The 24545-nt window shown below is 40.4% G+C and carries 14 protein-coding genes, 1 tRNA gene and 1 pseudogene; 9 read left to right on the plus strand and 7 right to left on the minus strand.

Going from position 1 to position 24545, the window contains the following annotated elements; genetic code table 11:
* Positions 1 to 34: 34 nt before the first annotated feature.
* From C1A09_RS11735 to rsfS, 3 genes are read right to left on the minus strand one after another with little or no spacing between them, the layout of a single operon-like run.
* Complete coding sequence (locus C1A09_RS11735; RefSeq protein WP_101544413.1) at positions 35 to 877, minus strand: phosphatidate cytidylyltransferase; 843 nt, start codon at positions 875 to 877, stop codon at positions 35 to 37.
* A gap of 12 nt (positions 878 to 889) precedes the next feature.
* Positions 890 to 2992 carry an ATP-dependent zinc metalloprotease FtsH gene (gene ftsH / locus C1A09_RS11740; RefSeq protein ID WP_101544415.1) on the minus strand — a complete coding sequence of 701 codons (2103 nt, stop codon included), beginning with the start codon at positions 2990 to 2992 and terminating at the stop codon, positions 890 to 892.
* A gap of 9 nt (positions 2993 to 3001) precedes the next feature.
* Positions 3002 to 3361 carry a ribosome silencing factor gene (gene rsfS / locus C1A09_RS11745; RefSeq protein ID WP_101544417.1) on the minus strand — a complete coding sequence of 120 codons (360 nt, stop codon included), beginning with the start codon at positions 3359 to 3361 and terminating at the stop codon, positions 3002 to 3004.
* A gap of 219 nt (positions 3362 to 3580) precedes the next feature.
* Here rsfS and C1A09_RS11750 point away from each other — a divergent pair.
* Positions 3581 to 3651 (plus strand) — tRNA-Gln (locus C1A09_RS11750).
* Between the two features lie 130 nt (positions 3652 to 3781).
* On the plus strand, positions 3782 to 4960 hold the full coding sequence (locus C1A09_RS11755; protein ID WP_101544419.1) for a phosphoribosylaminoimidazolecarboxamide formyltransferase: 1179 nt from the start codon (positions 3782 to 3784) through the stop codon (positions 4958 to 4960).
* 115 nt (positions 4961 to 5075) lie between these two features.
* On the opposite strand, the gene C1A09_RS11760 is transcribed toward C1A09_RS11755, so the two are convergent.
* From C1A09_RS11760 to rsmA, 4 genes are all read right to left on the minus strand, one after another.
* Positions 5076 to 7481, minus strand: a complete 2406-nt coding sequence (locus tag C1A09_RS11760; RefSeq protein WP_101544421.1) for a polysaccharide lyase family 8 super-sandwich domain-containing protein — start codon at positions 7479 to 7481, stop codon at positions 5076 to 5078.
* An 88-nt stretch (positions 7482 to 7569) separates the two neighbouring features.
* On the minus strand, positions 7570 to 9426 hold the full coding sequence (locus C1A09_RS11765; RefSeq protein ID WP_101544424.1) for a DUF349 domain-containing protein: 1857 nt from the start codon (positions 9424 to 9426) through the stop codon (positions 7570 to 7572).
* A 117-nt stretch (positions 9427 to 9543) separates the two neighbouring features.
* Complete coding sequence (mgtE, locus tag C1A09_RS11770) at positions 9544 to 10890, minus strand: magnesium transporter (RefSeq protein WP_370448199.1); 1347 nt, start codon at positions 10888 to 10890, stop codon at positions 9544 to 9546.
* 107 nt (positions 10891 to 10997) lie between these two features.
* The gene (gene rsmA, locus C1A09_RS11775) at positions 10998 to 11810 is read right to left on the minus strand and encodes a 16S rRNA (adenine(1518)-N(6)/adenine(1519)-N(6))-dimethyltransferase RsmA (RefSeq protein WP_101544426.1); all 813 of its coding nucleotides are present in this window, start codon (positions 11808 to 11810) and stop codon (positions 10998 to 11000) included.
* Positions 11811 to 11985: 175 nt separating this feature from the next.
* Here rsmA and C1A09_RS11780 point away from each other — a divergent pair, with 175 nt between their 5' ends.
* The 7 genes and pseudogenes from C1A09_RS11780 to C1A09_RS11815 all read left to right on the plus strand — a co-directional run bounded on the left by C1A09_RS11780 (position 11986) and on the right by C1A09_RS11815 (position 24444).
* Positions 11986 to 12969 carry a lysylphosphatidylglycerol synthase transmembrane domain-containing protein gene (locus C1A09_RS11780; RefSeq protein ID WP_101544429.1) on the plus strand — a complete coding sequence of 328 codons (984 nt, stop codon included), beginning with the start codon at positions 11986 to 11988 and terminating at the stop codon, positions 12967 to 12969.
* A gap of 139 nt (positions 12970 to 13108) precedes the next feature.
* Positions 13109 to 14566 (plus strand): aminoacyl-histidine dipeptidase, encoded by a 1458-nt coding sequence (locus tag C1A09_RS11785; protein ID WP_101544432.1) that lies wholly within the window; start codon positions 13109 to 13111, stop codon positions 14564 to 14566.
* Positions 14567 to 14815: 249 nt separating this feature from the next.
* Positions 14816 to 15169, plus strand: a complete 354-nt coding sequence (locus C1A09_RS11790; RefSeq protein ID WP_101544435.1) for an NVEALA domain-containing protein — start codon at positions 14816 to 14818, stop codon at positions 15167 to 15169.
* A gap of 6 nt (positions 15170 to 15175) precedes the next feature.
* Entirely contained in the window at positions 15176 to 16333 is a 1158-nt protein-coding gene (locus tag C1A09_RS11795) for a DUF4934 domain-containing protein (protein ID WP_101544437.1), read from the plus strand.
* A pseudogene (locus C1A09_RS11800) lies at positions 16327 to 16563 on the plus strand (cytosol nonspecific dipeptidase); the annotation flags it as partial. The gene C1A09_RS11795 and the pseudogene C1A09_RS11800, both read left to right, overlap by 7 nt.
* Positions 16564 to 17234: 671 nt before the next feature.
* Positions 17235 to 23309, plus strand: a complete 6075-nt coding sequence (locus C1A09_RS16370) for an alpha-2-macroglobulin family protein (protein ID WP_158557814.1) — start codon at positions 17235 to 17237, stop codon at positions 23307 to 23309.
* Between the two features lie 67 nt (positions 23310 to 23376).
* Positions 23377 to 24444: a DUF1573 domain-containing protein gene (locus tag C1A09_RS11815; protein ID WP_101544440.1), complete on the plus strand. Its 1068-nt coding sequence runs from the start codon at positions 23377 to 23379 to the stop codon at positions 24442 to 24444.
* Positions 24445 to 24545: the final 101 nt, after the last annotated feature.

Consider the following 24545-nt stretch of genomic DNA (forward strand, 5'->3'; position numbering starts at 1 on the left):
TCGACCTTGTGCCCCTTGATTTTTTTAATATGATTTATTTGAACATTGTCAATACATACAGGTAAACTACCGCGGCCGGAATAGCCATTAAAGCACTGTCGAAACGGTCGAGCATACCACCATGTCCCGGTAATATATTTCCGGAATCTTTTATTCCCAACTGACGCTTCATCAGTGATTCGGTCAGGTCACCCCATGTACCGAAGATAACGACAACAATCGCCAATCCTGCCCATTGCCACATTTGCATGAAAGGAAAGAAATGAGCGAAAGCGAAAGAGGACGCTATCGCGAAGACTGCTCCACCTATGCTGCCTTCCCATGACTTCTTGGGAGAGATACGCTCAAAAAGGCGATGTTTGCCAATCAGTGAACCTACGCAATAGGCACCTGTGTCACTTAACCAAATGAATACGAAGATAGAGAGTGGCAGGATGGGATTGAAAGTTACACTACTTGTTTCCGGAGTGTTTTGAAATGCCAGTACATTCAGTAAAGCAAAAGGCAATGCTATGTATAGTTGGCTCAACATTGAAAAGGCCCAGTTGCCGAGAGGATTTTTTTTCTTGAGATAAAGCTCCGTAATCATCATGTAGAGTAATAAAACTAAATAGGGGAGAAATACACGCGCATCGGTAGCTGAAGTACAGAATGCCATTAAGGCAAGGAATAAATAAGCCCCTCCCAAGGCTGTGATTGTCTTGTTGATATTCACCTCACCGTTTTGATTGACTAAATGGGCGAATTCATGGACACTTAACGCACTGATAATGGTAAATAAAATACCGAATGAAAGGGGGCTGTAAAGTATACAGCCCACCAATACGACTACAAATAGTGCTCCTGTGACAGCACGTTGTATGAAATTATTTTTCACGGTGTTTCCGTTTTAGTTTTTAGATTCAGATTTTTTGGAAGGTTCGGAAAGCGATTTATTATCATCAGCCGTTTTACCATTCTCTGTATTTGGACTGTTATTGACATCCTTATCCTCTTCTTCTTTTACTTCTTTTTCAGTTTCTACGGCAATCAAAGCTTCTTGTTCTTCTGCTTTCTTCAACTCATCTGAGATTTTGGTTGCACTGATTATTTCTTCCGAACGTGAAGCCCATGGACGTTTGCCGAAGATTTGTTCTACATCTTCAGCAAAGATGACTTCCTTGTCTATCAACAATTGAGCTAACTTGTTATGGCCTTCTTTGTTATCGGAAAGTATCTTCTTGGCACGTTCATACTGCTCATTGACCATGCGTTTAACTTCTTCGTCAATCAGTTCGGCGGTTTTTTCACTGTACGGACGATTGAACGAGTACTCCTCGTTATTATAATAACAAAGGTTCGGCAATTTATCACTCATACCCAGATAAGCAATCATACCGTATGCTTGTTTTGTGACGCGTTCCAAATCGTTCATGGCACCGGTAGATATTCTGCCTAAGAATAAGTCTTCGGCAGCACGTCCACCTAAAGTGGCGCACATTTCGTCCAACATTTGCTCTTTGGTAGTAATTTGACGTTCCTCAGGCAAATACCAAGCGGCGCCTAATGCACGACCACGTGGTACGATAGTTACTTTGATTAACGGATTGGCATATTCCAATAACCAAGATATACTGGCATGACCGGCTTCGTGCATGGCAATGGAACGACGTTCCGCTTCTGTCGTAATCTTCGTTTTCTTTTCCAAGCCACCTACGATACGGTCTACAGCATCCAGGAAGTCTTGCTTACCTACGAATTTCTTTCCATGACGGGCAGCAATCAGTGCGGCTTCGTTACAGACATTGGCGATGTCTGCACCCGAGAAGCCCGGAGTTTGGCGAGCTAACAAGTCTACATCAACCGTATTGTCTATTTTAATGGGGCGTAAATGTACGCCGAATACTTCTTTACGTTCGTTCAGATCGGGCAAGTCGACGTGAATTTGACGGTCGAAACGTCCGGCACGCAGCAAAGCCTTGTCCAAAACATCTACACGATTGGTTGCTGCAAGGATAATGACACCACTGTTGGAACCGAATCCGTCCATTTCCGTCAATAATTGGTTTAAGGTGTTCTCACGTTCATCATTACCACCCATGGCAGCAGCCTTGGCACGGGCACGTCCCACAGCATCAATTTCATCGATAAATACGATACAAGGTGCTTTTTCTTTGGCTTGACGGAACAAGTCACGTACACGTGACGCACCTACACCGACAAACATTTCTACGAAATCGGAACCTGCCAATGAGAAGAACGGCACGTTTGCTTCTCCTGCCACAGCTTTTGCGAGCAAGGTTTTACCTGTTCCCGGAGGTCCTACAAGTAATGCACCTTTAGGTATTTTACCTCCCAGGTCAGTATATTTTTGCGGTTCTTTCAGGAATTCTACAATCTCTTCTACTTCTTGTTTGGCTTCGGCAAGTCCGGCTACGTCTTTGAAGGTAATCTTTATAGGAGAGCCTTTCTCAAATAATTGGGCCTTGGATTTTCCTACACTGAAGATGCCGCCACCTCCGCCCATGCCTCCGCCGCCACTCCAGCGACGTGACAGGAATATCCAGAAACCGATAAGGAATGCAAAGGGTAGGATTTGCCAAAGGATTGCGCCGAAATAGTTACGCTTCTTTTCGTAGCTGATGGAACCGTCGAAACGGGCTTCGTCCTTTTCTTTTTGCAAGAAGTCACCCAAACTTTCACGGGAAGGGGCTTCGGTAGTGATAAGCGGATTTTTACCTACTCGACTGGAGTCTGCATGAAAAACATTGGCTACAAATTGCGGTTTGACGAATGCTTCTACGGAATTGTCGTCATAACCGGTTATTTTACTGATATAGCCGTTACGAACATACTGCTGAAACTCATCGTATGGAATGTTTCTGGTAGCTGTATCGTTTTCGTTGGCAAAATATAAGCCCAATAGCATCATAGCTATTATCATATACAACCAGTTCAGGTTGAACTTGGGCATGTTGGTTTTGATAGGTTTCTTGTTGTTATTATTTTCCATAAATCTTTGTTAATCGAGGTCAGGGATTTGGGTTAATTTGGCGTCTGCCCAAAGATGTTCCAAATTGTAAAAATCTCGTACTTCTGGTAAGAATACATGAACCAATACGTCGGCATAATCCATGGCTACCCATTCGGCATTGCGTAACCCGTCAATGGCAAAAGGTTTACTGTCAGCACCTTTACGGGTGAAATCTTTTACAGATTCAACGATGGCGTTCACTTGACTGGGAGAATTTCCTTGACAGATTACGAAGTAATTACAAATCGTATCGTCTATATGGGTAAGGTCTGCTATAACGATATTTTTACCTTTTTTTTCTTGAATACCTTCTGTTATTTGTTGAATAAGTTTTTTTGCTTCGTTCATTACACATTATTAATATTAAAACAGTTGACAAATATACATTGATTTCTTATACCAAACACGTAAAAGGGAAAAAGTCTTTTATTTTTTGATTTTTTTTAGGTATATAATTCTTTGGCTTACGGTGGCTTATCAGTTTTTAGTGAAAAAAACGGTGGAATTTGTTTTGGTTTATAGAAATCTTTGTATCTTTGCAACCGCAAAACAGAAATGACCTGTTATTGGGCTATGGTGTAATGGTAACACTACAGATTCTGGTCCTGTCATTCCTGGTTCGAATCCAGGTAGCCCAACTATCATACAGTCAAATTAGGTCAAAAATCCACTAAAAACGCAAGTTTTAGTGGGTTTTTTTGTTGAGTTTCGACCATGTACGAAAATAATCTGTAATTTTGTTGCAATTCAACTCAAACTATAAAAATTATGACGAAAGAACTATCACTCAAGTACGGTTGTAATCCTAATCAGAAGCCGGCCCGCATCTTTATGCAGGAGGGAGAATTACCTATTGAAGTATTGAATGGACGTCCGGGATATATCAATTTTTTGGATGCTTTGAACGGATGGCAGTTGGTAAAAGAATTGAAAGAGGCAACCGGTATGCCGGCAGCTACTTCATTTAAACATGTAAGTCCTGCGGGTGCAGCTATCGGCTTGGAATTGAATGAAACAATGAAGAAGATTTATTTTGTGGACGGTTTACCTCTATCTCCGCTTGCCAATGCATACGTGCGTGCTCGTGGCGCCGATCGTATGTCATCTTATGGTGATTTTATAGCTCTGAGTGATATCTGTGATGAGGCAACTGCTCGTTTCATCAATCGGGAAGTATCGGATGGTGTCATTGCCCCGGGATATACTGAGGAGGCTCTTGAGATATTGAAAAACAAACGTAAGGGTACTTATAATGTAATCAAGATTAATTCTGATTATAAACCGGCGCCGGTAGAACGTAAGGATGTGTTTGGTATTACTTTTGAACAAGGTCGGAATGAAATCAAGCTGAATGGTGATGATTTGTTTGCAAATATTCCTACTCAAAACAAAAATTTTCCTGATACGGCAAAGTCTGATTTGATGATTGCACTGATTACTTTGAAGTATACGCAGTCCAATTCAGTATGCTATGTAAAGGATGGACAGGCTATCGGTATTGGTGCTGGACAACAGAGTCGTATCCATTGTACCCGTTTAGCAGGAAATAAAGCGGATATTTGGTATTTGCGCCAACATCCTAAAGTGTTGAACTTACCTTGGATGGAGAATATACGTCGTGCCGATCGTGATAATACCATTGATATTTATATTAGTGCCGACCATGAAGATGTACTTGCTGATGGAGTTTGGCAACAATTCTTTACCGAAAAGCCGGAAGTATTGACTCGCGAAGAGAAACGTGCATGGCTGGATACATTGAAAGGGGTGTCTTTAGGTTCAGATGCGTTCTTCCCGTTTGGTGACAACATAGAACGTGCCCATAAGAGTGGGGTGGAATATATCGCTCAGGCAGGTGGCTCGGTTCGTGATGACCATGTTATTGCGACTTGTGATAAATATGGTATAGCGATGACATTCACGGGTATCCGTTTATTCCATCATTAAGAGGAGGGTTTTGATATTTTTCAGGCATGAATCGCACAAGTGCTATTGATTTTCTGTACACTAGCAGTGCAATTCATGCCTGATCTTTAATAATTATGTGGGTTTTGAAAATTTGCTATAGAACTGTTACATCAGTTCCTATTTTTAGAGTTTCTTGATTTTTAGGATCTGCAATCTGTATATCTACTACTTTACCGTTCTTCTTTTGAATTTGAACGACACATGGTTTCACTGCTTTTACTTTAGTCTTGCCATTGTCAAACATTCCTGGTTTAAAGAACACAATCTGTATCAAACCTAGCTTCTCATTGCTTACAGCCTGTATATCTGCATCATTTCGTTCAATTTTTACTTCCGGTTTGCTTTTCAAATCTGTTGTATTGTTTACTCCAGGAACGATGATATAGGCATAAGATGCACCTTGTGGAGATTTTCCATGATTGATAGTGAGGTTGAATACAGGCATACTGACTTCTGCTGCTGAATAATTAAAGTTGATTTTAGCCCAATTACCTTTCTGATCTCCTAATTTCAGTTTCATATTTTCTGCTTGCGGAAAGTAATAAGCAACATTGTCGTGCCATATCCATTGAGGAGCTGTTTGATATGTAAATTCTCCTCTTTTTATCATTTGACTGGTCTTACCGGTATTGATCCAAACTTCTCCGTTCAAATGGCATTGGTTGATTGTAGTAACAATGTTTTCTGATACATTTGATGTGATACCCGCTCCCAAGCATACTATTTCGTTATCGAATAAGAACCAGGATTTGCGTGCTTTTACTCCATAATCATTCATATCGAAAGTCATGACTCCATGTTTTCCGTCAGATACTCCTCCCGTAAAAGTACATGTACCTTTAGTCCCCCAGTCGGCAGGATTACGCTTTTCACCGGCGGGTACTGTAGTTCCGGGTATTTTATCCCACTCCCATACAGGAAATATGTCAGTATATTCATTTCCATGAACACGGATATTGGTAGCTCCGTCACTCATGTAAGTTCCGTACAAATTCTCACCGTTTCCACTTTCAGTCTTGTTGGTACGAGTAGAAGCGGTACGAATGGAAATATCATAATTTTTGCGATTATGCAACATGTAGTCTGAACAGTAATACATCACATTACGATCCGAACGCTTGTATGATGCATCTTGAGTGAGAAAACGATGAGCGATAGCAGCGTATTCATCGGTATGGTCCGGGTCGAGGGATTGCAGATTTCGAAATAACGAGGCGCAATCTCCGTAGTCCAAGATACCCGTACGGCTGACACCTCTTCCGGTTACACTGAAATCCAGATGCCTTCCACGAAACACGTTAAGATAGGTGTTACGTGTAAAGTCAGAGAATAATTTAAGTTTATTGTCATTCATGGCAAATTTTGTACCGAGCAGAATGTTACCCATACGTACAATATTATCGACGAAGACTGTTCCATAGCCTCCGATGTAAAGTTGAGAACCATGTTGATGATAAGACATATCCTTTTGTATTCCTTCTGCCTTAACTATTTGTACCGGATAGAATATTTCATCGGCATTCACACTTACAATACTGTCGTTTTTCTGTAAACATCCTCTCACCAGATGATGAATGGCGATGTCCATTTTGTTGGCTCCCGTCCATTTACGTGGATCGCTCCGTTCACTCATTGTCTTATAAATCGGTTCGTAGATTTCTGGTGCCAATTTCTGTTGTCCGGTGGCCATCAGGGCGAGTAAAGAAGCCTGCGTTTGTGGCACAGAGATTTGATTATACCACCAGTTGTGACAAATAGGATCTTGCTTTATCCAATATTTTAGGGCTGTATTGATGGCATCGAACAACACCTTATTACCATAGTAAGCAGAACGCTTGTCGGTATAAGATGTAGCAATGGTAACCAGGCGTTTTAGATGCTCTACCGGTTCCCAATTTGTACGAAAATAGCAAGCATAGTCCAAATCGTTCCATTTACCTTCCGCTGTCATTGAACGTAACAACTTTTCAGTGGAGGCATCTGTTTTTGCCGGGGTAGCTTTTTCGTATATTTCTGTACGGATACATTCAAGAATACGCTCATATTCATCTTGAGGGACAGAAATGTAGATATCACTCTTTCTTCCGTTTGCCGGATTAAAATAAGATGAATGAACCGGTGCTTCATGTGTCACATGACCTGTTATCTCCAAATTGACAGTCCCTTTTGATGCACGGTTACTGTATACTTCCGCAACTAGGTTGATGTCGGTTTCTGTTCTTCCCTGGGGATGATAAATCAAACGGATACTTCCTTTCTCTCCCGGCTGATAGGCTTCTTTGGACCATTCAGCCGAAGTACATCCACAACTGGTGATAACGTTTTTGATGAGTAATGGCTTGTCACCGGTATTCATAAACTGGAAATCGTGACTGATATCGCCATTCTTTTCTTGTACAGTACCCCATTCTACTTTTGTTTCCGAGAAAGTGATTTCTTGCGCTCGTGTAAGTCCGTTCACTGCAAGTAAAAACAAACTTAAAGTTAGAATTCTTTTCATTATTCAGTATTATATGGTTAGATGAAAAAGAGGTTATGTCAAAAGTATCCTATTCTTTTGGCATAACCTCTTAGATTTTGTTTAGAAGTTATTCAGCCTCTTTGATTGAATTGTCAATTACTTTGATTTTCTGTTTTACTAACTCAATGTCTCCTTTTAGTTTCTCTGCCTTACGGTTTAGTTCGGTCAACAAGTTATTTCCTTTTTTGGAAGATGCTGTTAGAAAACCGAGATTATTTTCATAGGTTTGCAGTTCATTCTTCATGTTCTCACAGCTACGAACCAGTTTCTCTCGTTCACGATAAAGAGCTTGCGGGCTACCTTCCTGAATATTACTGATAGATGATTTGAAATTGCTCAACTTCTTATTGGAAGCATTGATATTAAAACGATCAAACTGTTTATCTATCAGGTTATGATATTGCTTGTAAATTTTGTCTTTCTCTTTAAACGGTACATGGCCTATGTTATTCCACTCTTTCATCAGGCTGCGCACCAATTGTGTGGCCTCTTCTACGTCCATATTCTCATCGATGGTATTCAACTTTTCGATGATGGCTTTCTTTTTGTCCAGATTTTCTTGTTCAACAGAACGCTGGGAAGAAGTAGCTTTGTTCTTTTGCTCAAAGAAATAGTCGCAAGCAGAGATAAAACGTTTCCAAACGGCATCCGAATATTTCTTGGAAACAGGCCCGATCGTTTTCCATTCTTTTTGCAATTTGGTCAGTTCATCGGCGGTGGCTTTCCAATCAGTACTCTCTTTTAATGCTTCTGCTTTTTCACACAAAGTACGTTTCTTATCCAGATTTTCATTCATACCCTCTTTCAGAGTTTTGAAGAATTCGCCTTTTTTACGGAAGAACTCATCACATGCCTTACGGAAACGTTCGAAAATCTTCACATTCATCTTTTGCGGTGCAAAACCGATAGTCTTCCATTTATTCTGTAGGGCGATGATTTCCTGAGTTTTGGTTTCCCAGGTAGCGAAATTGGTCAATTCGTTGTAGTCAATTGCCTCAATAATTTCGCAGATTACAGTCTTTTGGTCGAGATTATTCTGTTCCGTTTCTTTCAGTGATTCAAAATGTTGCTGATGATGACGGTTTACAGTGGTAGATGCAGTCTTGAAACGTACCCATATTTCGTCACGCAGTTCTTTGGCTACAGGACCCGTATCACGGAATTCCTGATGTAACTTCTGTAATTGGTGGAAAGCGGATACTACATCTGGTTCGTCTGCCAATTTCTCGGCAGCCTCACAGAGATGTGTCTTAATTTCCAGATTTTTTTTAAAGTCATATTCGCGGAACTCATTGTTTAACTTCAGTAGGTCGTAGAACTTCTCGACATATAGCTGATAATTTTTCCAAAGTTCATTTATTTTAGCTTGAGGGATAAGTTTTACTTCATTCCATTGCTGTTGCAATTTTTTAAATTCCGTATAGTTCTTATTAGCATCTTCAGGAGATTCTACCAACTCTTTCAGTTCCTCGATGATAGAAAGCTTAATTTGCAGATTAAGCTCTTTCTGTTTTTCTAATTCAGCAGTTAATGCACTTCTTTTTTCTTTAATGACGGACATGATGTTTTTGAATTCTTCTTCCAAAGCATCGGCTTGCGGAATAAAGTCTTCTGCAACTCCTCCATTTTCAATGAATTGTTTTTTAGCTACTTCCTGCTCTGCATTATGTAGCTTATAGAAAGCCTGTTTCAAACCATCTATTTCCGATTTTGCAGCATTCTCCACATTGGTAATAACTCCCTTGAGTTTGGCGAGGATTTCTTCTTTGGTAATTTTTTGAAGCGATTCAGCCGGCTTTTCAATGGTCAAGGCTTCTTCAGCGGGAGTTTCTGTTGTTGCCGGTTCAGAAACCTCTACTGTTTTTTTTTCTTCTTCTAATTCCACCGGCTTTTCGGGGAGATTAGTGTCATGAGTGTCCGTCATTTGTATTTACTTTTTTAGCAACGGGATATGCCCGTCAGGGTTACATTAGATTACAAATTAATGAAATAAAATGATTACTTCATATTTTTTTTCTATGTTTTTTTTGTTTTGACTGTTTTATGCCAATAATACGGTAATCCCCATATACATCATCATGCCTATGATGTCGTTTGTGATAGAGATAAATGGTCCTGTTGCGATAGCGGGATCTACTTTTAATTTCTCTAATGTCATAGGTACCAGAGTACCGAAAATAGAGGCGAACATTACAACGGCAAACAGGCTGATTGACACTGAGTAAGTGACTGTAGCCGTGGCACCGAACCGGATAAAATTGTATATATATACCAAAAGTGAAATAATGGTGGCATTAATAAGTGCCACAACGGATTCTTTAGCTATTTGCTTGAAAGTATCTTTAGCATCCAGTGAACTGTTAGCAAGTCCTTGTACTACAATAGCAGAAGATTGAGTTCCGACGTTTCCACCTGTACCACCGATAAGCGGAATGTATAAAGCCATTTCGGGATGTGTGGCAAACGTCGCGTCAAAATTACCTAATATCATGGAGTTACCGATCCCTCCTAACATACCGATAAGCAACCAGGGAAGGCGGGCGGATGTCTGTCGCATTACATTATCATCCGTTTCTACGTCTTGTGACAAACCGGATGCCAACTGGTAGTCACGTTCCGATTGCTCACGAATTTCATCCATGACATCGTCTACAGTAATTTGACCTACTAACCGACCAATACTGTCGATTACGGGAACTGCTACTAAGTCGTATTTTTCAATAGTTTGTGCTACCTCATCAATGGGAGTATCCACATGTACAGAAATAGGGTCTTTTCGCATCACATGTTTTACCTTGGAGACAGAGGGAGAGGTGATCATCTTCTTCAGTGGGAACACGCCTTGCAGGCGGTCTTCATCGTCGATGACATAAACATAATAAATTTCATCCAGTTTTTCAGCTTGCTGACGCATTTCTTTCAAGCACTCCGGCATACTCCAATTCTCGTTGACGGTTACCATTTCCGTACCCATCAAACCACCGGCAGTGTCTTCATCGTATTTCAGCAGATCTACGATGTCACCTGCCTGTTCTATGTCTTCAATATGCGAGAGGATTTCTTCCTGCTTGTCTTCATCCAACTCACGCATCAGGTCTACGGCGTCATCCGTATCCATATAGTCCACAAATCGTTTGGCAATTGTTTCCGAGGGAAGGAGTTCCAGGAATTCTTTCCGGACATCTTCGTCCATTTCTACCAATACGTCTGCAGCCGTTTCATTGTCCAAAAGACGATAAACGAAGCGTGCCTCCTCCGGGGCAAGGTCATTACATAATTCTGCAATATCTGCCGGATGGAGATCTATTAAGAGCGTTTTGACGTTCTCTACGTCTTTTTGCTCAATAAAACTTTTGACTTTGTCAATATATTCTTCGTCTATTTCCATAATAAAAAGTGATAAAGTGTTAGGATGATAAGGTGATAGAGATATGCTTCTTCATACTAGAAAAACGGTTGTAGAGTTACGCTATTATTCTACTATATTATCACTCTTTAATTATCATTTATCGGTTTTTCATTTGTCTCTCTCAACGCTTCTTCCACTTTGTTGGTCAATTCCACAAACTCTTGCACCGACAATTGTTCGGGGCGTTTATTAAAAATAATATCTTCTGTGAGCGGACAATCTTTGCCGAGTATCGGCTTTATAGAATTCCGTAACGTCTTACGCCGTTGATTAAAAGTCGTTTTTACCACTTGCTTGAACAACCTTTCGTTACATCCCAACTGCAGTTTGTCGTTACGTGTCATGCGGATAACGGCACTTTTTACTTTAGGAGGCGGATTAAACACATGTTCGTGTACGGTGAACAAATATTCCACATCGTACCATGCCTGTATCAATACACTCAGAATACCGTAAGTCTTACTTCCCGGGGCGGCAGCAATTCGTTCGGCCACCTCTTTCTGTATCATACCTGTACAACATGGTATCAGTTCTTTGTTTTCCAGCATCTTGAAAAATATCTGGCTGGAAATATTATAAGGATAGTTCCCTGTCAGTACGAAAGGCTGATCGTCGAACAACCGATGTAGATTCATCTTGAGAAAATCATCTTCGATGATGTTTTCCTCTAGTTGTGGATAAGCTTCCCGCAGATAAGCCACCGACTCATAATCGACTTCCACCACTTTCACCTGGCGTTCTTTAGGTAAAAGAAATTGTGTCAATACCCCCATACCCGGACCTACTTCCAGGATTGGAAGCTCGGGGCAAGCATCTACCGTATCGGCTATGTCCTGTGCTACTTTGAGGTCTTTCAGGAAATGCTGGCCAAGAAACTTTTTAGGCTTTACTAATCTCATGTATCAAGTAAATCGTTACTTTTGTAGCGCAAAGATAGTACAAACCAGATGCAGAAGAAAAATAAGCGATCTTATTTTTTATACTGTAGTGTAGACTATCCTCGTTATTTATGGCAAAGGTAATTCTTTTCGATGAAGAATGAAGAATGAAGAATGAAGAATTTAGGAAAGTAGCATGAATAAACTGCTAAAAAAGACATTGAAAATCGTTTTACCCATTCTTTTGGGCGGTTTTATCCTTTACTGGATATATCGTGATTTCGACTTTGAACATGCCAAAGAAGTACTTTTACATGGTACAAACTGGGGATGGATGTTGTTTTCATTGTTTTTTGGAGTGATGAGTCATGTTTTTCGCGGTTGGCGTTGGAAACAGACTTTGGAACCGTTGAATGCCTATCCTCAAACGAGCGATTGCGTAGATGCCATTTTCCTTTCCTATGCCACCAATCTGATATTGCCACGTGTAGGAGAAGTTTCTCGTTGTGGCGTACTTGCCAAGTATGATAATGTTTCTTTTGCCAAATCTTTGGGGACCGTAGTGACGGAGCGGTTGGTTGACACACTGTGTATTCTGTTGATAACAGGTGTCACTTTTCTGATACAGATGCCTGTGTTTTTTCGTTTTTTTGAGGAGACGGGAACCAAAATCCCTTCTCTGATGCACCTGGTTACTTCGCCCTGGTTTTATGTCGTTCTCTTTTCCATTATAGGTGTGTTGGTACTTCTTTATTTTCTCTTGCGTATGCTTTCTTTTTTTGAAAAAGTAAAAGGGGTGGTACTGAATGTGTGGGAAGGAGTAATGTCGCTTCGTAATGTAAAGAACATACCTCTTTTTCTTCTTTATACCTTATTAATATGGGGTTGTTATTTCTATCATTTCTATATCACTTTCTATTGCTTTGAATTCACGGCACACCTTAGTTTTTGGGCTGCTCTAGTAATGTTTGTAGGCGGAACGTTTGCGGTGATTGTTCCTACTCCCAATGGTGCTGGTCCTTGGCATTTTGCCGTCATCACCATGATGATGCTCTATGGTGTAGATGCTACGGATGCAGGAGTTTTTGCATTGATTGTACATGGTATTCAGACGTTATTGGTTATTATTCTTGGTATTTATGGTTGGATGCATCTCTCGTTGCTGAACCGTCCGAAATAAACTACTTTGGAATATTCTTGTTGATATCTCTATAGCTCTTTTATGACAATTGTCGGGTAAGGAGGGGTAAAAATGCAGCGTATAGTGCCGTGATTGGAAAAATAACTGTTATATTTGCGAAAACTAACTTTTTAGAATTATGAGTACAATCTTACAGCTAGCTCCACAGAATGTGTGGAAGCATTTTTATTCATTGACCCGCATTCCCCGTCCGTCAGGACACATGGAAAAGATAACCGAGTTTCTTGTTAATTTCGGTAAGAGGTTAGGCTTGGAATCTTTTGTCGATGAAGTCGGTAATGTCATTATTCGTAAGCCTGCCACTCCGGGTATGGAAAACCGCAAAGGCGTCATACTTCAGGCGCACATGGATATGGTGCCTCAAAAGAACAACGATACCGTCCACGATTTTACTAAAGACCCCATTGAAACCTACATTGACGGTGACTGGGTGAAAGCTAAAGGTACTACGTTAGGAGCTGATGATGGCTTGGGTGTAGCTGCTATTATGGCAGTGCTCGAAGCCGATGACTTGAAACATGGTCCGCTTGAAGCATTGATTACCAAAGACGAAGAAACTGGTATGTATGGTGCATTTGGTTTGAAACCGGGTACGTTGGGAGGAGAAATCTTGCTGAATCTTGACTCGGAAGATGAAGGCGAACTTTATATCGGTTGTGCCGGCGGAATTGATATCACTGCCACTATGGAATATAAGGAAGAGGTTCCTGCAGCCGATCTTGTAGCCCGGAAATTAACCCTGAAAGGCTTACGTGGTGGGCATTCTGGTCTAGAAATCAACCAAGGGCGTGGCAATGCCAATAAGTTGCTGGCACGTATTGTTCACGATTTGCTGATTGAATTTGACTGCCAGTTGTCAAGTTTCGAAGGTGGTAATATGCGTAATGCCATTCCTCGTGAGGCGCATGCCATATTAGTATTTAATCCTGAGGATATCGAAGGATTGGAAGACTACATCAAGGAATATGAAAGACAACTCAATGAAGAATATACTCCAATTGAAAGTGGTATTACGTTGACAATGGAAACGGTTAGCTTACCGCTTGCCGTTGTTCCCGAAGAAATTCAGGATAATCTGATTAATGCATTGATGGCTTGTCAGAATGGTGTGATGCGCATGATTCCTACTGTACCTGATACAGTAGAAACATCTTCCAACTTGGCCATTGTAATTATTGGTGATGGTAAGGCCGATGTTCGTATTCTAGCGCGTAGTTCTTGCGATACAATGAAAGACTTCCTGAGTGACAGCCTGACGGCTTGTTTCTCTATGGCAGGTATGAAGATTGAGTTGAGCGGTGCTTACTCCGGTTGGCAGCCTAATGTCGATTCTCCAATTCTTCACGCCATGAAGCTTTCCTACAAACAGCAATTTGGAGTAGAACCTGCAGTGAAAGTGATACATGCAGGTTTGGAATGTGGCATTATCGGTGCCAACTGTCCGGGACTTGATATGATCTCTTTTGGTCCTACCTTGCGTTCGCCCCATTCACCCGACGAACGTGCGTATATTCCGTCTGTACCGAAGTTTTATGATTTCCTGGTGGCAACATTGGAACAGACTCCTGAAAAGTAATATCATTATATAAGAATAAAGAATTGACACTATCTTAACAGGGCTTACTACATTTTTTGAGATTGTAGTAAGCTCTTTCTGTTTTTTCTACGCCAATATTATTTCTTTTGAAATATTCAGTAGATAATTGTATGAAAAAATATTAATGTAACCTTTGAAAATGTGTTGTGTTAATAAATAATAATACTGACTATTGTTTGTGATATTAAAGAGAATAAATTATTTTTATATAAAAATAATACTGAACATATGAAATCACTACATGGAAAATTTTTATGGATAACTATTATTGTTTTAATAGCAGGGTATGGGATTTATATATCTCATCAGAGTAATAAAATCCCCGGTTTAATAGAAGCTAATATTGAAGCTTTAGCAGATTATGAATTTGAAGAGTACGATTGTACTATTTATTTGGGATGTACCACAGGTGCTATGGAGCAATGTGGTAATTTATCGTTAGTTGGTAGTTTTGTTCATACATATGGATGTGACAATGGAAGAGGGACATCTTGCAGTCCACGACAAGAAGTAAATTATTATAATTGTGATAGAGAGTTGACTGGAACAGAAGTTTTTAATTCCATAGGTACTTGTTTTTAAAATATTATGAAATCTTATACATTCTTTCTATTAATATTACTTCTTTTGTGCTCGTGTGGTGCAAAAGAAGAATATTACATAGACAATAATACGTTAGATATAGACACTATCGTTTCAGAGGAAAAAACGTGGTTGTCAGCTATTTATAAGTCAGTCAAAGTTATTCCGTTAGATAATTCGGAAATAGTACTCTCTGATATAGTTAAAATGCAAGTATCCAATAACTTCATTTACGTACTGGATAAGACGCAACAGTTATATATGTTCAATAATGAGGGTCTTTTTTTGCGAAAAATAGGGAATAAAGGCGGAGGGCTTGGAGAATATACAGATATTTCAGATTTTACTATCGACTATGACCGAGGATATATATATGCATTAGAATTTCGAGCTCAAGCTATCTATACTTACAATCTTTTAACGGGAAATTTTATAGGATCTACCAGATTGAATAATGAAAATTATATAAGCCGCCATTTGCAATATAACAGTCAATGCTTATTTACAGATTTATATGCTAAAAAACAAGGAGGAAAAAAATACTTACTCAGAAAGATAGACTTGTCTGAGCAGTATAGGGAAGATTTCTTTTTAGATAGTGAAAAGTGGAATTTAGGATGGAATCAATTTAGTGGTACATCTCCTTTTTATCCGGCCGACCATAATGGATTTTATTTTATCCCTCTATTTTCTAATGTTATTTTTGAAGTAAAAAAGGATCAAATTTCTCCAGTTTTTTCCATTAAAAGCAAAAATTTGATTAATCGACAAACAATACAGCAGATTGAAAAGGCCGGATTTCAAGAACTTATTGCTGCTGATAAGATTTACAACATGAATTGTTGTATCATTCGTTCTAATTTATTTCACATACGCTACATGCAAGGTAACGTCATGTACACCTTACTTGCCAATCATAATCAAACAAACATTAGAAAAATCAATTTTTTATTGAATGACTTATTGTTCAATAAGGAGAATAATATTTTGTTACAACAACGTTGGGGAAGTTCAGATTTTAAAGGAGACTATTATTTTTTGAATTCGTATGAAATGCCAATATTAAAAGAATACTTTGAAGAAGGTTATCTTTCTCCGTCTTCCAAAGTACAATTGAACTTTTCGGAAGATATGAATCCTATATTATTATATTATTCTTATTAAGCATGAAGCTTTCCTACAAACAGCAATTTGGAGTAGAACCTGCAGTGAAAGTGATACATGCAGGTTTGGAATGTGGCATTATCGGTGTCAACTGTCCGGGACTTGATATGATCTCTTTTGGTCCTACCTTGCGTTCGCCCCATTCACCCGACGAACGTGCGTATATTCCGTCTGTACCGAAGTTTTATGATTTCCTGATGGCAACATTGGAACAGACTCCGAAAAAATAACCGGAAACGATACCTAATCAAATAGGAATATAGAAAAAGGAGTAAGATGTCTTAAGGTATCTTGCTCCTTTTTCTATTGTTGAAAAATTGATTTACATCAAGAAATATGTTGTATAACATGTTTTTCTGTTTGAAAGTGCTTGCCATTTTGAACAAAGACTTTAATTTTGTGTTGTAAAACATAGAAACAATAGGTAATAGGTTACATTTAAGAGTAACAAGATTGATTTTAGGAGGATAACAAAATGAAAAAAAAGATTGTAAATTCATTTAGACGCATTCTTGCCGAAGTAGGAAGGAATGAAATGTTGATGATGGGATACACCATCAATAAATGAGAAAAATTAGTTTTCAGGTATTAGTTTAATTTTTTGAGAGTATGAAAAAGAAAATTGTGAATTCATTTAAACACGTTCTCACCAGAATGGGAGAGAACTGGATTGAAGCTATGAAGTATTATAGCTATTCAAACTGAGTACACTAACTTAATAGAAGAGTGGGGGATACGTTCTTTGGAATTGTATCCCTCATTTTTTTTATATTTTTATTCAAAAGGTAGCACAATATAAGCAGTAATTTGTTATTTTTGTTATTTACCTTATAATGAATATCTTTAATGAAGATTGTCCACTGCTTTCAAGAATGAATAAAAACTTAACAATAGAATAACCATGAAGAGATTTCAAAAAAAATGTACCCTGTTTTTACTATTAATAGGTTTGGGGCTGTCAGCATTACATGCGCAGTCGTATGACAAGTTATGGAAACAAGTGGAACAGGCTCAAAAGAAGAGCCTGCCTCAGACCGTAATAAAATTGACGGGTGAAATCTATCAAAAGGCAGAAAAGGAGAAGAATGCTCCACAAATGCTGAAAGCTACTATTTACCGGGACACCTATCAGGAGAAACTGACTCCGGATAGCCTTTACGCCAATCTGAAAAATATGGAATTTTGGGCGCAATCGGAACAAAATCCGGTGAACAAAGCTATCTTGCATTCACTGTTGGCACGTGAGTATGCCGATTATATGCAAAGTAACCGTGCTGTCTTGATGAACCGTATTGCTTTGGATATAAACGAAATACCTGCGGATATCCGTGAGTGGACAATTACTCAATTTGTAGCCAAGATTGACGAGCACAATTGTGCATCCTTGCAGGATTCTATCAATTTACTCGACGTTTCTTCACGAAGTTATGTACCTTTTGTTACATTGGAAGACGGTAGCCGTTTCTACCAGCATGATATGTATCATCTATTGGCAAGACGTGCCATTATTACCTATCAGAAACTGGATGGTTTCAATGTGGATTCTCTGATGCAGATTCGTATCGGAGATACTTATCAAAATATGATAAATGCCTATCGGCATCGTGTCGATTCAGAAGATGCTGTATTACTCTGTTCCCTTGATTATTGGGATTGGAAGTTGACCAATGGCATTAATCAGCAACCTTATCCAACCTTTCGAATGAGTCAGAAAAAGGTTAGTCAAGAATATCTTGAGGCTTTGGATGGGTTGATAAGAGAATACGGTTCACGTGAGGTTTGTGCCGAAACTTATATCAATAAAGCCGTTTATTTGCGCAATCCGGGTGTGGAGCATATTGCCCAGGCACTGAAAGTCTGTGATGAAGGGTTGAAACGCTATCCTACCTATAAGCGTATCAATGAGTTGAAGAATATTCGCGAAGGATTGTTACAACCTCAACTTACTTTGACTACGGACGGGAGTGGTTATCCCGGTGATTCTGTAGACATGAGGTTGCAATATCGCAATTTGACAGGATTTACTTTGAATATATACGCCACTACTTTGAGTGAAGTTCCCCAGATGGAACAGAGTATAAACAAGGATACTTATAAAAGATATACCCGGAAGCTTTCTTCCAGGCACTTTGATTTACGACCGTTACCGGGTAAGGATAAATTGCCTGAGGATATACCTTATCTCTCTTCAGATACAGTCTTCAAGTTTATGATACCTCAAGAAACAGGGGTTTATATACTTCAGGTAGTACCCGATGTTGCGACTACCCGGACAGAGGATAAGTTTCTGGTATCTACCCGCTTTAAAGTACTAACTTTGAATTTGGGCGATGGTCGTATGGAAATCACTGCACTGGATGCTCGTAACGGACAACCGATTGCAGATACAAAGGTGAGTTTTTATTCTACTTACAGTGAACGAAATCGTAAGCTGTTGGCAGAGGTGGTAACGGATGCCGGAGGTAAAGCTGTAGTACCTTGGCAACATGGTATCCGTAGTTATGTAGCACGTAAGGGGAAAGATACAGCGATGATGCCTCAGTCTGTCTATATGGGTTCTGGATACATTGGTGATAAGGATGCTGATTGGCAACAGGTTACCCTGTTGACTGACCGTTCGCTTTATCGTCCCGGGCAAATTGTATATGTGAAAGGTATAGCATATAAACAAAACAGTGATAGCGCCCACGTATTGGCAGGAGCCGACTATGAAATTGCTCTGTTGGATACCAACCACAAAGAACTTGCCACTAAGAAAGTACACACGAATGATTTCGGTTCATTTACAGCTGAGTTTGTACTCCCTTCTGCGTGCCTGAGCGGGATATTCACTGTACAGACTAAAGAACTGCGCTCCAATGTTTCTTTCAGAGTGGAAGAATATAAACGTCCTACATTCGAAATCACTTTCATTCCGGTTTCTGAGGCTTATCGTTTAGGTGAGAAAGTAATATTGAAGGGGAATGTCAAATCGTTTAATGGAGTGTCGGTACAGGATGTACCGTTGGTTTATACGGTAAAACGGCGTAATCCGCGACCTTTTTATTGGAATAATACGGATAAAGCATTATTGGCAGATACTCTAAAGTTGGATGCTAACGGTAATTTCTCCATTCCTTTGACTTTGAATGCTGAGGAGGCGGATGGAAATATCGACAGATACGGTCATGTCTATACTTATACTGTTGAAGCGGTTGTGACCGATGAGGCCGGTGAAACACAAACTGCCGATTATAATTTATTGGCAGGTCCCAAGGCTTACTCATTTGATGTCCGTTTGCCTCGGGCTATTTGTAAAGAAGATAACCTGTCATTCACCTTCGGCGTAACTAACATAATGAATATCCCTCAGAATATTAAAGGAATTTATCATTTATATTCTGTGGAGGATATAAATCGATTTATGAAAGAGCCGGTAGAAAATCGCCCTCTCCATGTGGTAGATGATGTAGTCGTTGGAGACATCAGTAAACTGAACCCTACGGATGTAGAATCTATAACGGTTTTAAAAGGCGATTCTGCGACTGTTGGTTATGGAAGCCGTGGTGTGAATGGTGTAGTGCTGATTAAAACCAAAAAGAATGTAAAGGCGGATAAGGATATAAAACAACCTGTACTTGAAGGTAAGTTCAATGCCAATGTGCAACAAGATTTTTCTGCTTGGAGTAAGTTGCCTTCGGGAAACTATCGTTTGGAACTTTCTGTCTGTGACAGTTTGGGACGTGAAGAAAATAATGGAGAGTATGGCAGTTCCGGCTTTTTGCTGTTCTCAAAGAACGATAAACGTCCGGCTGCATTTACCGAACTGTTCTATTTTAAAGAAAATGAAGAGTTTGATGCCCGGTATCCGGCATCTTTCCTTATTGGTACTTCTTATAAGGATGTATATATGTTGATGGATATCTTCTGTGAACAAAAACGTATTGAATCCCGTACCATGCAGTTGAGTGATACAATCTTCCGTATGGAAATTCCCTATCAGGAGAAATATGGTAAAGGGATAACCGTTCTTTTTAGTTTCGTGAAGGGTGGAGAAATGTATAGTGAACAAGTCTTTTTGAAAAAACGTCAGCCCAACCATACGCTCGACATGAAATGGGAAGTATTCCGTGACCGTTTGCGCCCCGGACAGAAAGAGGAATGGAGACTTGTTATAAAGACACCGCAAGGTACACCTGCTGCAGCAGAAATGTTGGCAACGATGTACGATGCCTCTTTGGATAAGATTTATAGTCAAAATCAATTTTTACGTGTTTATTATCCAGATAATCAGTATGGCGTCTATCGTAATGCCAGCAGGTATGATACGAATTATTTCTCATTCTATTTTCCTTTGAACGCTTGGAAAGTACCGGCTTGGCATTTCGACTATTTCATATTTCCCTTTAATGGAGTCGTTGAGTTGCTACAAATCGTCGATGACGAAGCTTTGCTTCAAGAGCCTCCAGTAATGGCTTATGGGGTCACTCGAAATAAGTCTATGACTGGTGCTCTCAGAGTACGTGGTATCAGTAATTCAATGGCTTCAGCCGAAGAAGTCGGACAAGCTGTTGAAGTGAAATATGTACCGGTTGAGTCTTCTGATACAGTAGAGGATGTCGTTTTTGAAGAGGAATTAATTCCTATAGGCGGTGAAACCTTGCAGCCTATGGCAGAACTTCGTACCAACTTTGCCGAGACTGCTTTCTTCTATCCGCAACTGCTCACCAACGAGCAGGGAGAGATAGCTTTCTCTTTCACCATGCCGCAAAGCCTGACTCGTTGGAACTTCCGTGGATATTCTCATACAAAGGATATGATGACGGGAATGCTTGATGGTACTGCCGTAACAGCCAAAGAATTTATGTTGATGCCCAATATGCCTCGCTTCGTCCGTGTAGGCGATAAGACACAGATTGCCGCAACTATCTCCAATATGGCAAATAAAGAAGTGAAGGGTACAGCTACACTTACATTTTTCAATCCGATAAATGAGAAGGTTATTTCTACTCAACGACAGAAGTTTGTCGTAGAAGCCGGAAAGACAACTTCCGTTGACTTCCGCTTCGACGTGACCGACCGTTATGATTTATTAGGTGTACGTATGGTTGCCGATGGAGGTACGTTCAGTGATGGTGAACAACACTTGTTGCCGGTATTGAGCAATAAGGAATTTATAACCGAAACTTTGGCAATGCCTGTTCGGGGCGAAGAAACCCGTACCTTCTCCCTTGACAGTTTGTTCAACGGTAATAACCGTACGGCTACCGACCGCCGTCTGACGGTGGAATTTACCGGAAATCCTGCTTGGTATGCCGTGCAAGCCCTTCCGGTATTGAGCCAGCCTACCACGGATAATGCTATTTCTTGGGCTACTGCTTTCTATGCCAACAGTCTGGCAGGTTTCATTGCCAATAGCCAGCCGCGCATTAAAGCCGTATTCGATAGTTGGAGACTGGCAGGTGGAACAAAGGAAACTTTCCTCAGCCAATTACAGAAAAACCAGAGTGTGAAAAATATTTTGCTTGATGAATCTCCTTGGTTGATGGAAGCTGCCACTGAAGCCGAACAGCAGGCACGCATAGCCACTTTGTTCGATGTGAACCAATTGAATAATCGCAATTTGGCTGCATTTACCAAATTGAAAGATTTGCAGGGAGAAGACGGTGCATGGAGCTGGTACAAGGGAATGCCAGGCAGTCGATACATTACTGCTTATGTTACCGAGTTGCTGGTACACCTTCCGTTACTGACGAAAGAAGCCCTTTCTGCCGATGCCGCCGGTTTATTGCAAAATGCTTTCGGTTATCTGCATCAGGAAGCTTTGGATGAATACCATACTATTCTTAAGGCTGAGAAAAACGGAGCCAAGATTACGACAATATCAGATGCCGCTATGCGTTATCTTTACTTGATCGCCATCAGTGGTGAAAAGGTACCAGCCCGTAATGAAGTGGCCTATCGATACTTCCTTTCCAAGATAGCCCGTAATCTTGAAAACGGAACAATGGCACGTAAGGCACAATCTGCCATCATTCTGCTCAAGACCGGTCGCAAGGCTGCTGCCAATGAATTTATCGCTTCTATCAAGGAACATCTGGTACAGACCGATGAAATGGGTGCGCACTTCGCTTTTTATGCGAATCCGTATGCTTGGGGGATGTTGCCGGTTTCTACTCATGTCGAAGTGATGGAAGCTTTGATGATGGTAGGTGGTAACGAAACTTTGGTAGAAGAAATGAAACTTTGGCTGCTGAAACAGAAGCAGGCTACAAGTTGGGACTCTCCGGTAGCCACTGCCGATGCCGTTTATGCGTTGCTTTGCCAAGGTAGTAACTTGCTCGATAATCAGGGGGATGTGCGTATCACTTTAGGTAATAAAGTACTGGAAACAGTATCACCAACTAAAACTACTGTTCACGGTTTGGGATATATCAAGGAAACCTTTACCCAAGAGAACCCGGTATTGAAAGCTAAGTCCATCACTGTAGAGAAACGTGATGCTGGTATTGCTTGGGGAGCCGTTTATGCGCAATATTTGTCACCTGTTTCCGACGTGAAACAACAAGGCGGAGAACTGAACGTAGAAAAGGCTTTGTTTGTAGAGCGTGTTGCTGCCGACGGACAGAAGTCGTTGCAACCCATTACAGAAAGTGCTCACTTATCCATTGGCGATAAAGTTGTCTCCCGTTTAACCATTCGTCTGGATCGTGCCATGGACTTCGTTCAGTTGAAAGATCAGCGGGGTGCTTGTTTCGAACCGATAGGCGCTCTTTCCGGTTATCGTTGGAACAGTGGCTTCAGTTATTATGTAGAGGTGGAAGATGCCGCGACGAATTTCTTCTTCGATCGGCTTGGCAAGGGTGTTCATGTACTGGAATATAGCTATCGTGTGGCTCGTGGAGGAACATACGAAACAGGACTTGCCACTATTCAGTGTGCGTACGCTCCGGAATATGCTTCGCACTCTACAGGAGGAACGGTAGTAATCAAGTAATCTTAAATTATTAGGTACTTTCATTTAAAACATCTATTTTTGTACATCTAATTTAGAAACAGAATAAATGAAACGTATCTTTACTACTCTATATACGTTGGCTGCTGTGGCTTTGACAGCCGCAGCACAGCCACGTTTTACCTCTAATACCGAAATGCATAATTTCGGCCAGATTGAATGGAAGCACCCGGTCTCGGTGCAATATACCATCACCAATACGGGTGATCAACCTTTGGTGCTCACGGAGGTAGAGCCGGATTGTGCTTGTTCCGTTGCCCAATGGACAAAAACGCCTATAGCGCCTGGAGAAAAAGGAATGGTCAATGTGACCTTTGATGCGGAAGCATTGGGACATTTTCATAAATCTGTGGCTATTTATAGCAATGCAGAACCTCATTTGGTTTATTTGAAGTTTTCCGGAGAAGTAGTGCAAGAAATTAAGGATTATACTAAGACTCATCCGTATCTCATCGGACAAATTCGTATTGACAAGAACAACCTTGATTTTCCGGATGTGCAGCCTGGTGACAAGCCGGTTATCCACATCGGGGTGGTGAACCTTTCAGATCGTCCTTACGAACCAGTGCTTATGCACTTGCCGCCTTACCTGCAAATGGAAGTAAAACCCAACGTTTTGCAAAAAGGTGAGAAAGGTGTTATTACCCTTACATTGGATTCTGAGAAACTTACTGACCTCGGTCTGACGCAAACTTCTGTCTATTTGGCGCGCTTTGCCGGAGATAAAGTAGGCGATGAAAATGAAATTCCTGTGTCTGCCATTCTCTTGCCTGACTTCTCTGGTATGACGGTTACGGAAAAAACGAATGCTCCTTCTATACAGTTGTCCACGAAAGATGTTGATATGAGTGCTGTTTTAGCGAAGAAATCGAAGGCCCGTCAGGATATTATTCTCACTAATACCGGTCGCTCTCCATTGCAAATCAGAAAATTGCAGGTGTTCCATCCTGCCGTGGGCGTCAGTTTGAAGAAGAGCCTGCTACAACCGGGTGAAAGTACTCGTCTTCGTGTGAATGTGGTGAAAAAGAATATTGGCAAAAAACGTCGTCATTTGCGCTTGTTGATGATAACGAACGATCCGATGCAACCGAAAGTCGAGATTAATATAAAGAGATAATGTGGTTAATGTGCTAATATGCTAATGTAGATAATCGGAATTATCAGAAAGGTCTGTTAGCGCATTAATCAATTAGTATATTGTCATATTAATCACATTAG

Source organism: Bacteroides cutis, assembly GCF_900241005.1.
In the GTDB taxonomy this organism is placed as follows: Bacteria; Bacteroidota; Bacteroidia; order Bacteroidales; family Bacteroidaceae; genus Bacteroides; species Bacteroides cutis.

Excerpts from the sequence above, each read along its gene's own strand:
- C1A09_RS11755 (WP_101544419.1), top strand. The coding sequence starts at position 3,782 with ATGACGAAAGAACTATCACTCAAGTACGGTTGTAATCCTAATCAGAAG.
- C1A09_RS11765 (WP_101544424.1), bottom strand. The coding sequence starts at position 9,426 with ATGACGGACACTCATGACACTAATCTCCCCGAAAAGCCGGTGGAATTA.
- C1A09_RS11760 (WP_101544421.1), bottom strand. The coding sequence starts at position 7,481 with ATGAAAAGAATTCTAACTTTAAGTTTGTTTTTACTTGCAGTGAACGGA.
- C1A09_RS11785 (WP_101544432.1), top strand. The coding sequence starts at position 13,109 with ATGAGTACAATCTTACAGCTAGCTCCACAGAATGTGTGGAAGCATTTT.
- C1A09_RS11780 (WP_101544429.1), top strand. The coding sequence starts at position 11,986 with ATGAATAAACTGCTAAAAAAGACATTGAAAATCGTTTTACCCATTCTT.
- C1A09_RS11815 (WP_101544440.1), top strand. The coding sequence starts at position 23,377 with ATGAAACGTATCTTTACTACTCTATATACGTTGGCTGCTGTGGCTTTG.
- C1A09_RS16370 (WP_158557814.1), top strand. The coding sequence starts at position 17,235 with ATGAAGAGATTTCAAAAAAAATGTACCCTGTTTTTACTATTAATAGGT.
- rsmA (WP_101544426.1), bottom strand. The coding sequence starts at position 11,810 with ATGAGATTAGTAAAGCCTAAAAAGTTTCTTGGCCAGCATTTCCTGAAA.
- C1A09_RS11790 (WP_101544435.1), top strand. The coding sequence starts at position 14,816 with ATGAAATCACTACATGGAAAATTTTTATGGATAACTATTATTGTTTTA.
- rsfS (WP_101544417.1), bottom strand. The coding sequence starts at position 3,361 with ATGAACGAAGCAAAAAAACTTATTCAACAAATAACAGAAGGTATTCAA.
- ftsH (WP_101544415.1), bottom strand. The coding sequence starts at position 2,992 with ATGGAAAATAATAACAACAAGAAACCTATCAAAACCAACATGCCCAAG.
- C1A09_RS11795 (WP_101544437.1), top strand. The coding sequence starts at position 15,176 with ATGAAATCTTATACATTCTTTCTATTAATATTACTTCTTTTGTGCTCG.
- mgtE (WP_370448199.1), bottom strand. The coding sequence starts at position 10,890 with ATGGAAATAGACGAAGAATATATTGACAAAGTCAAAAGTTTTATTGAG.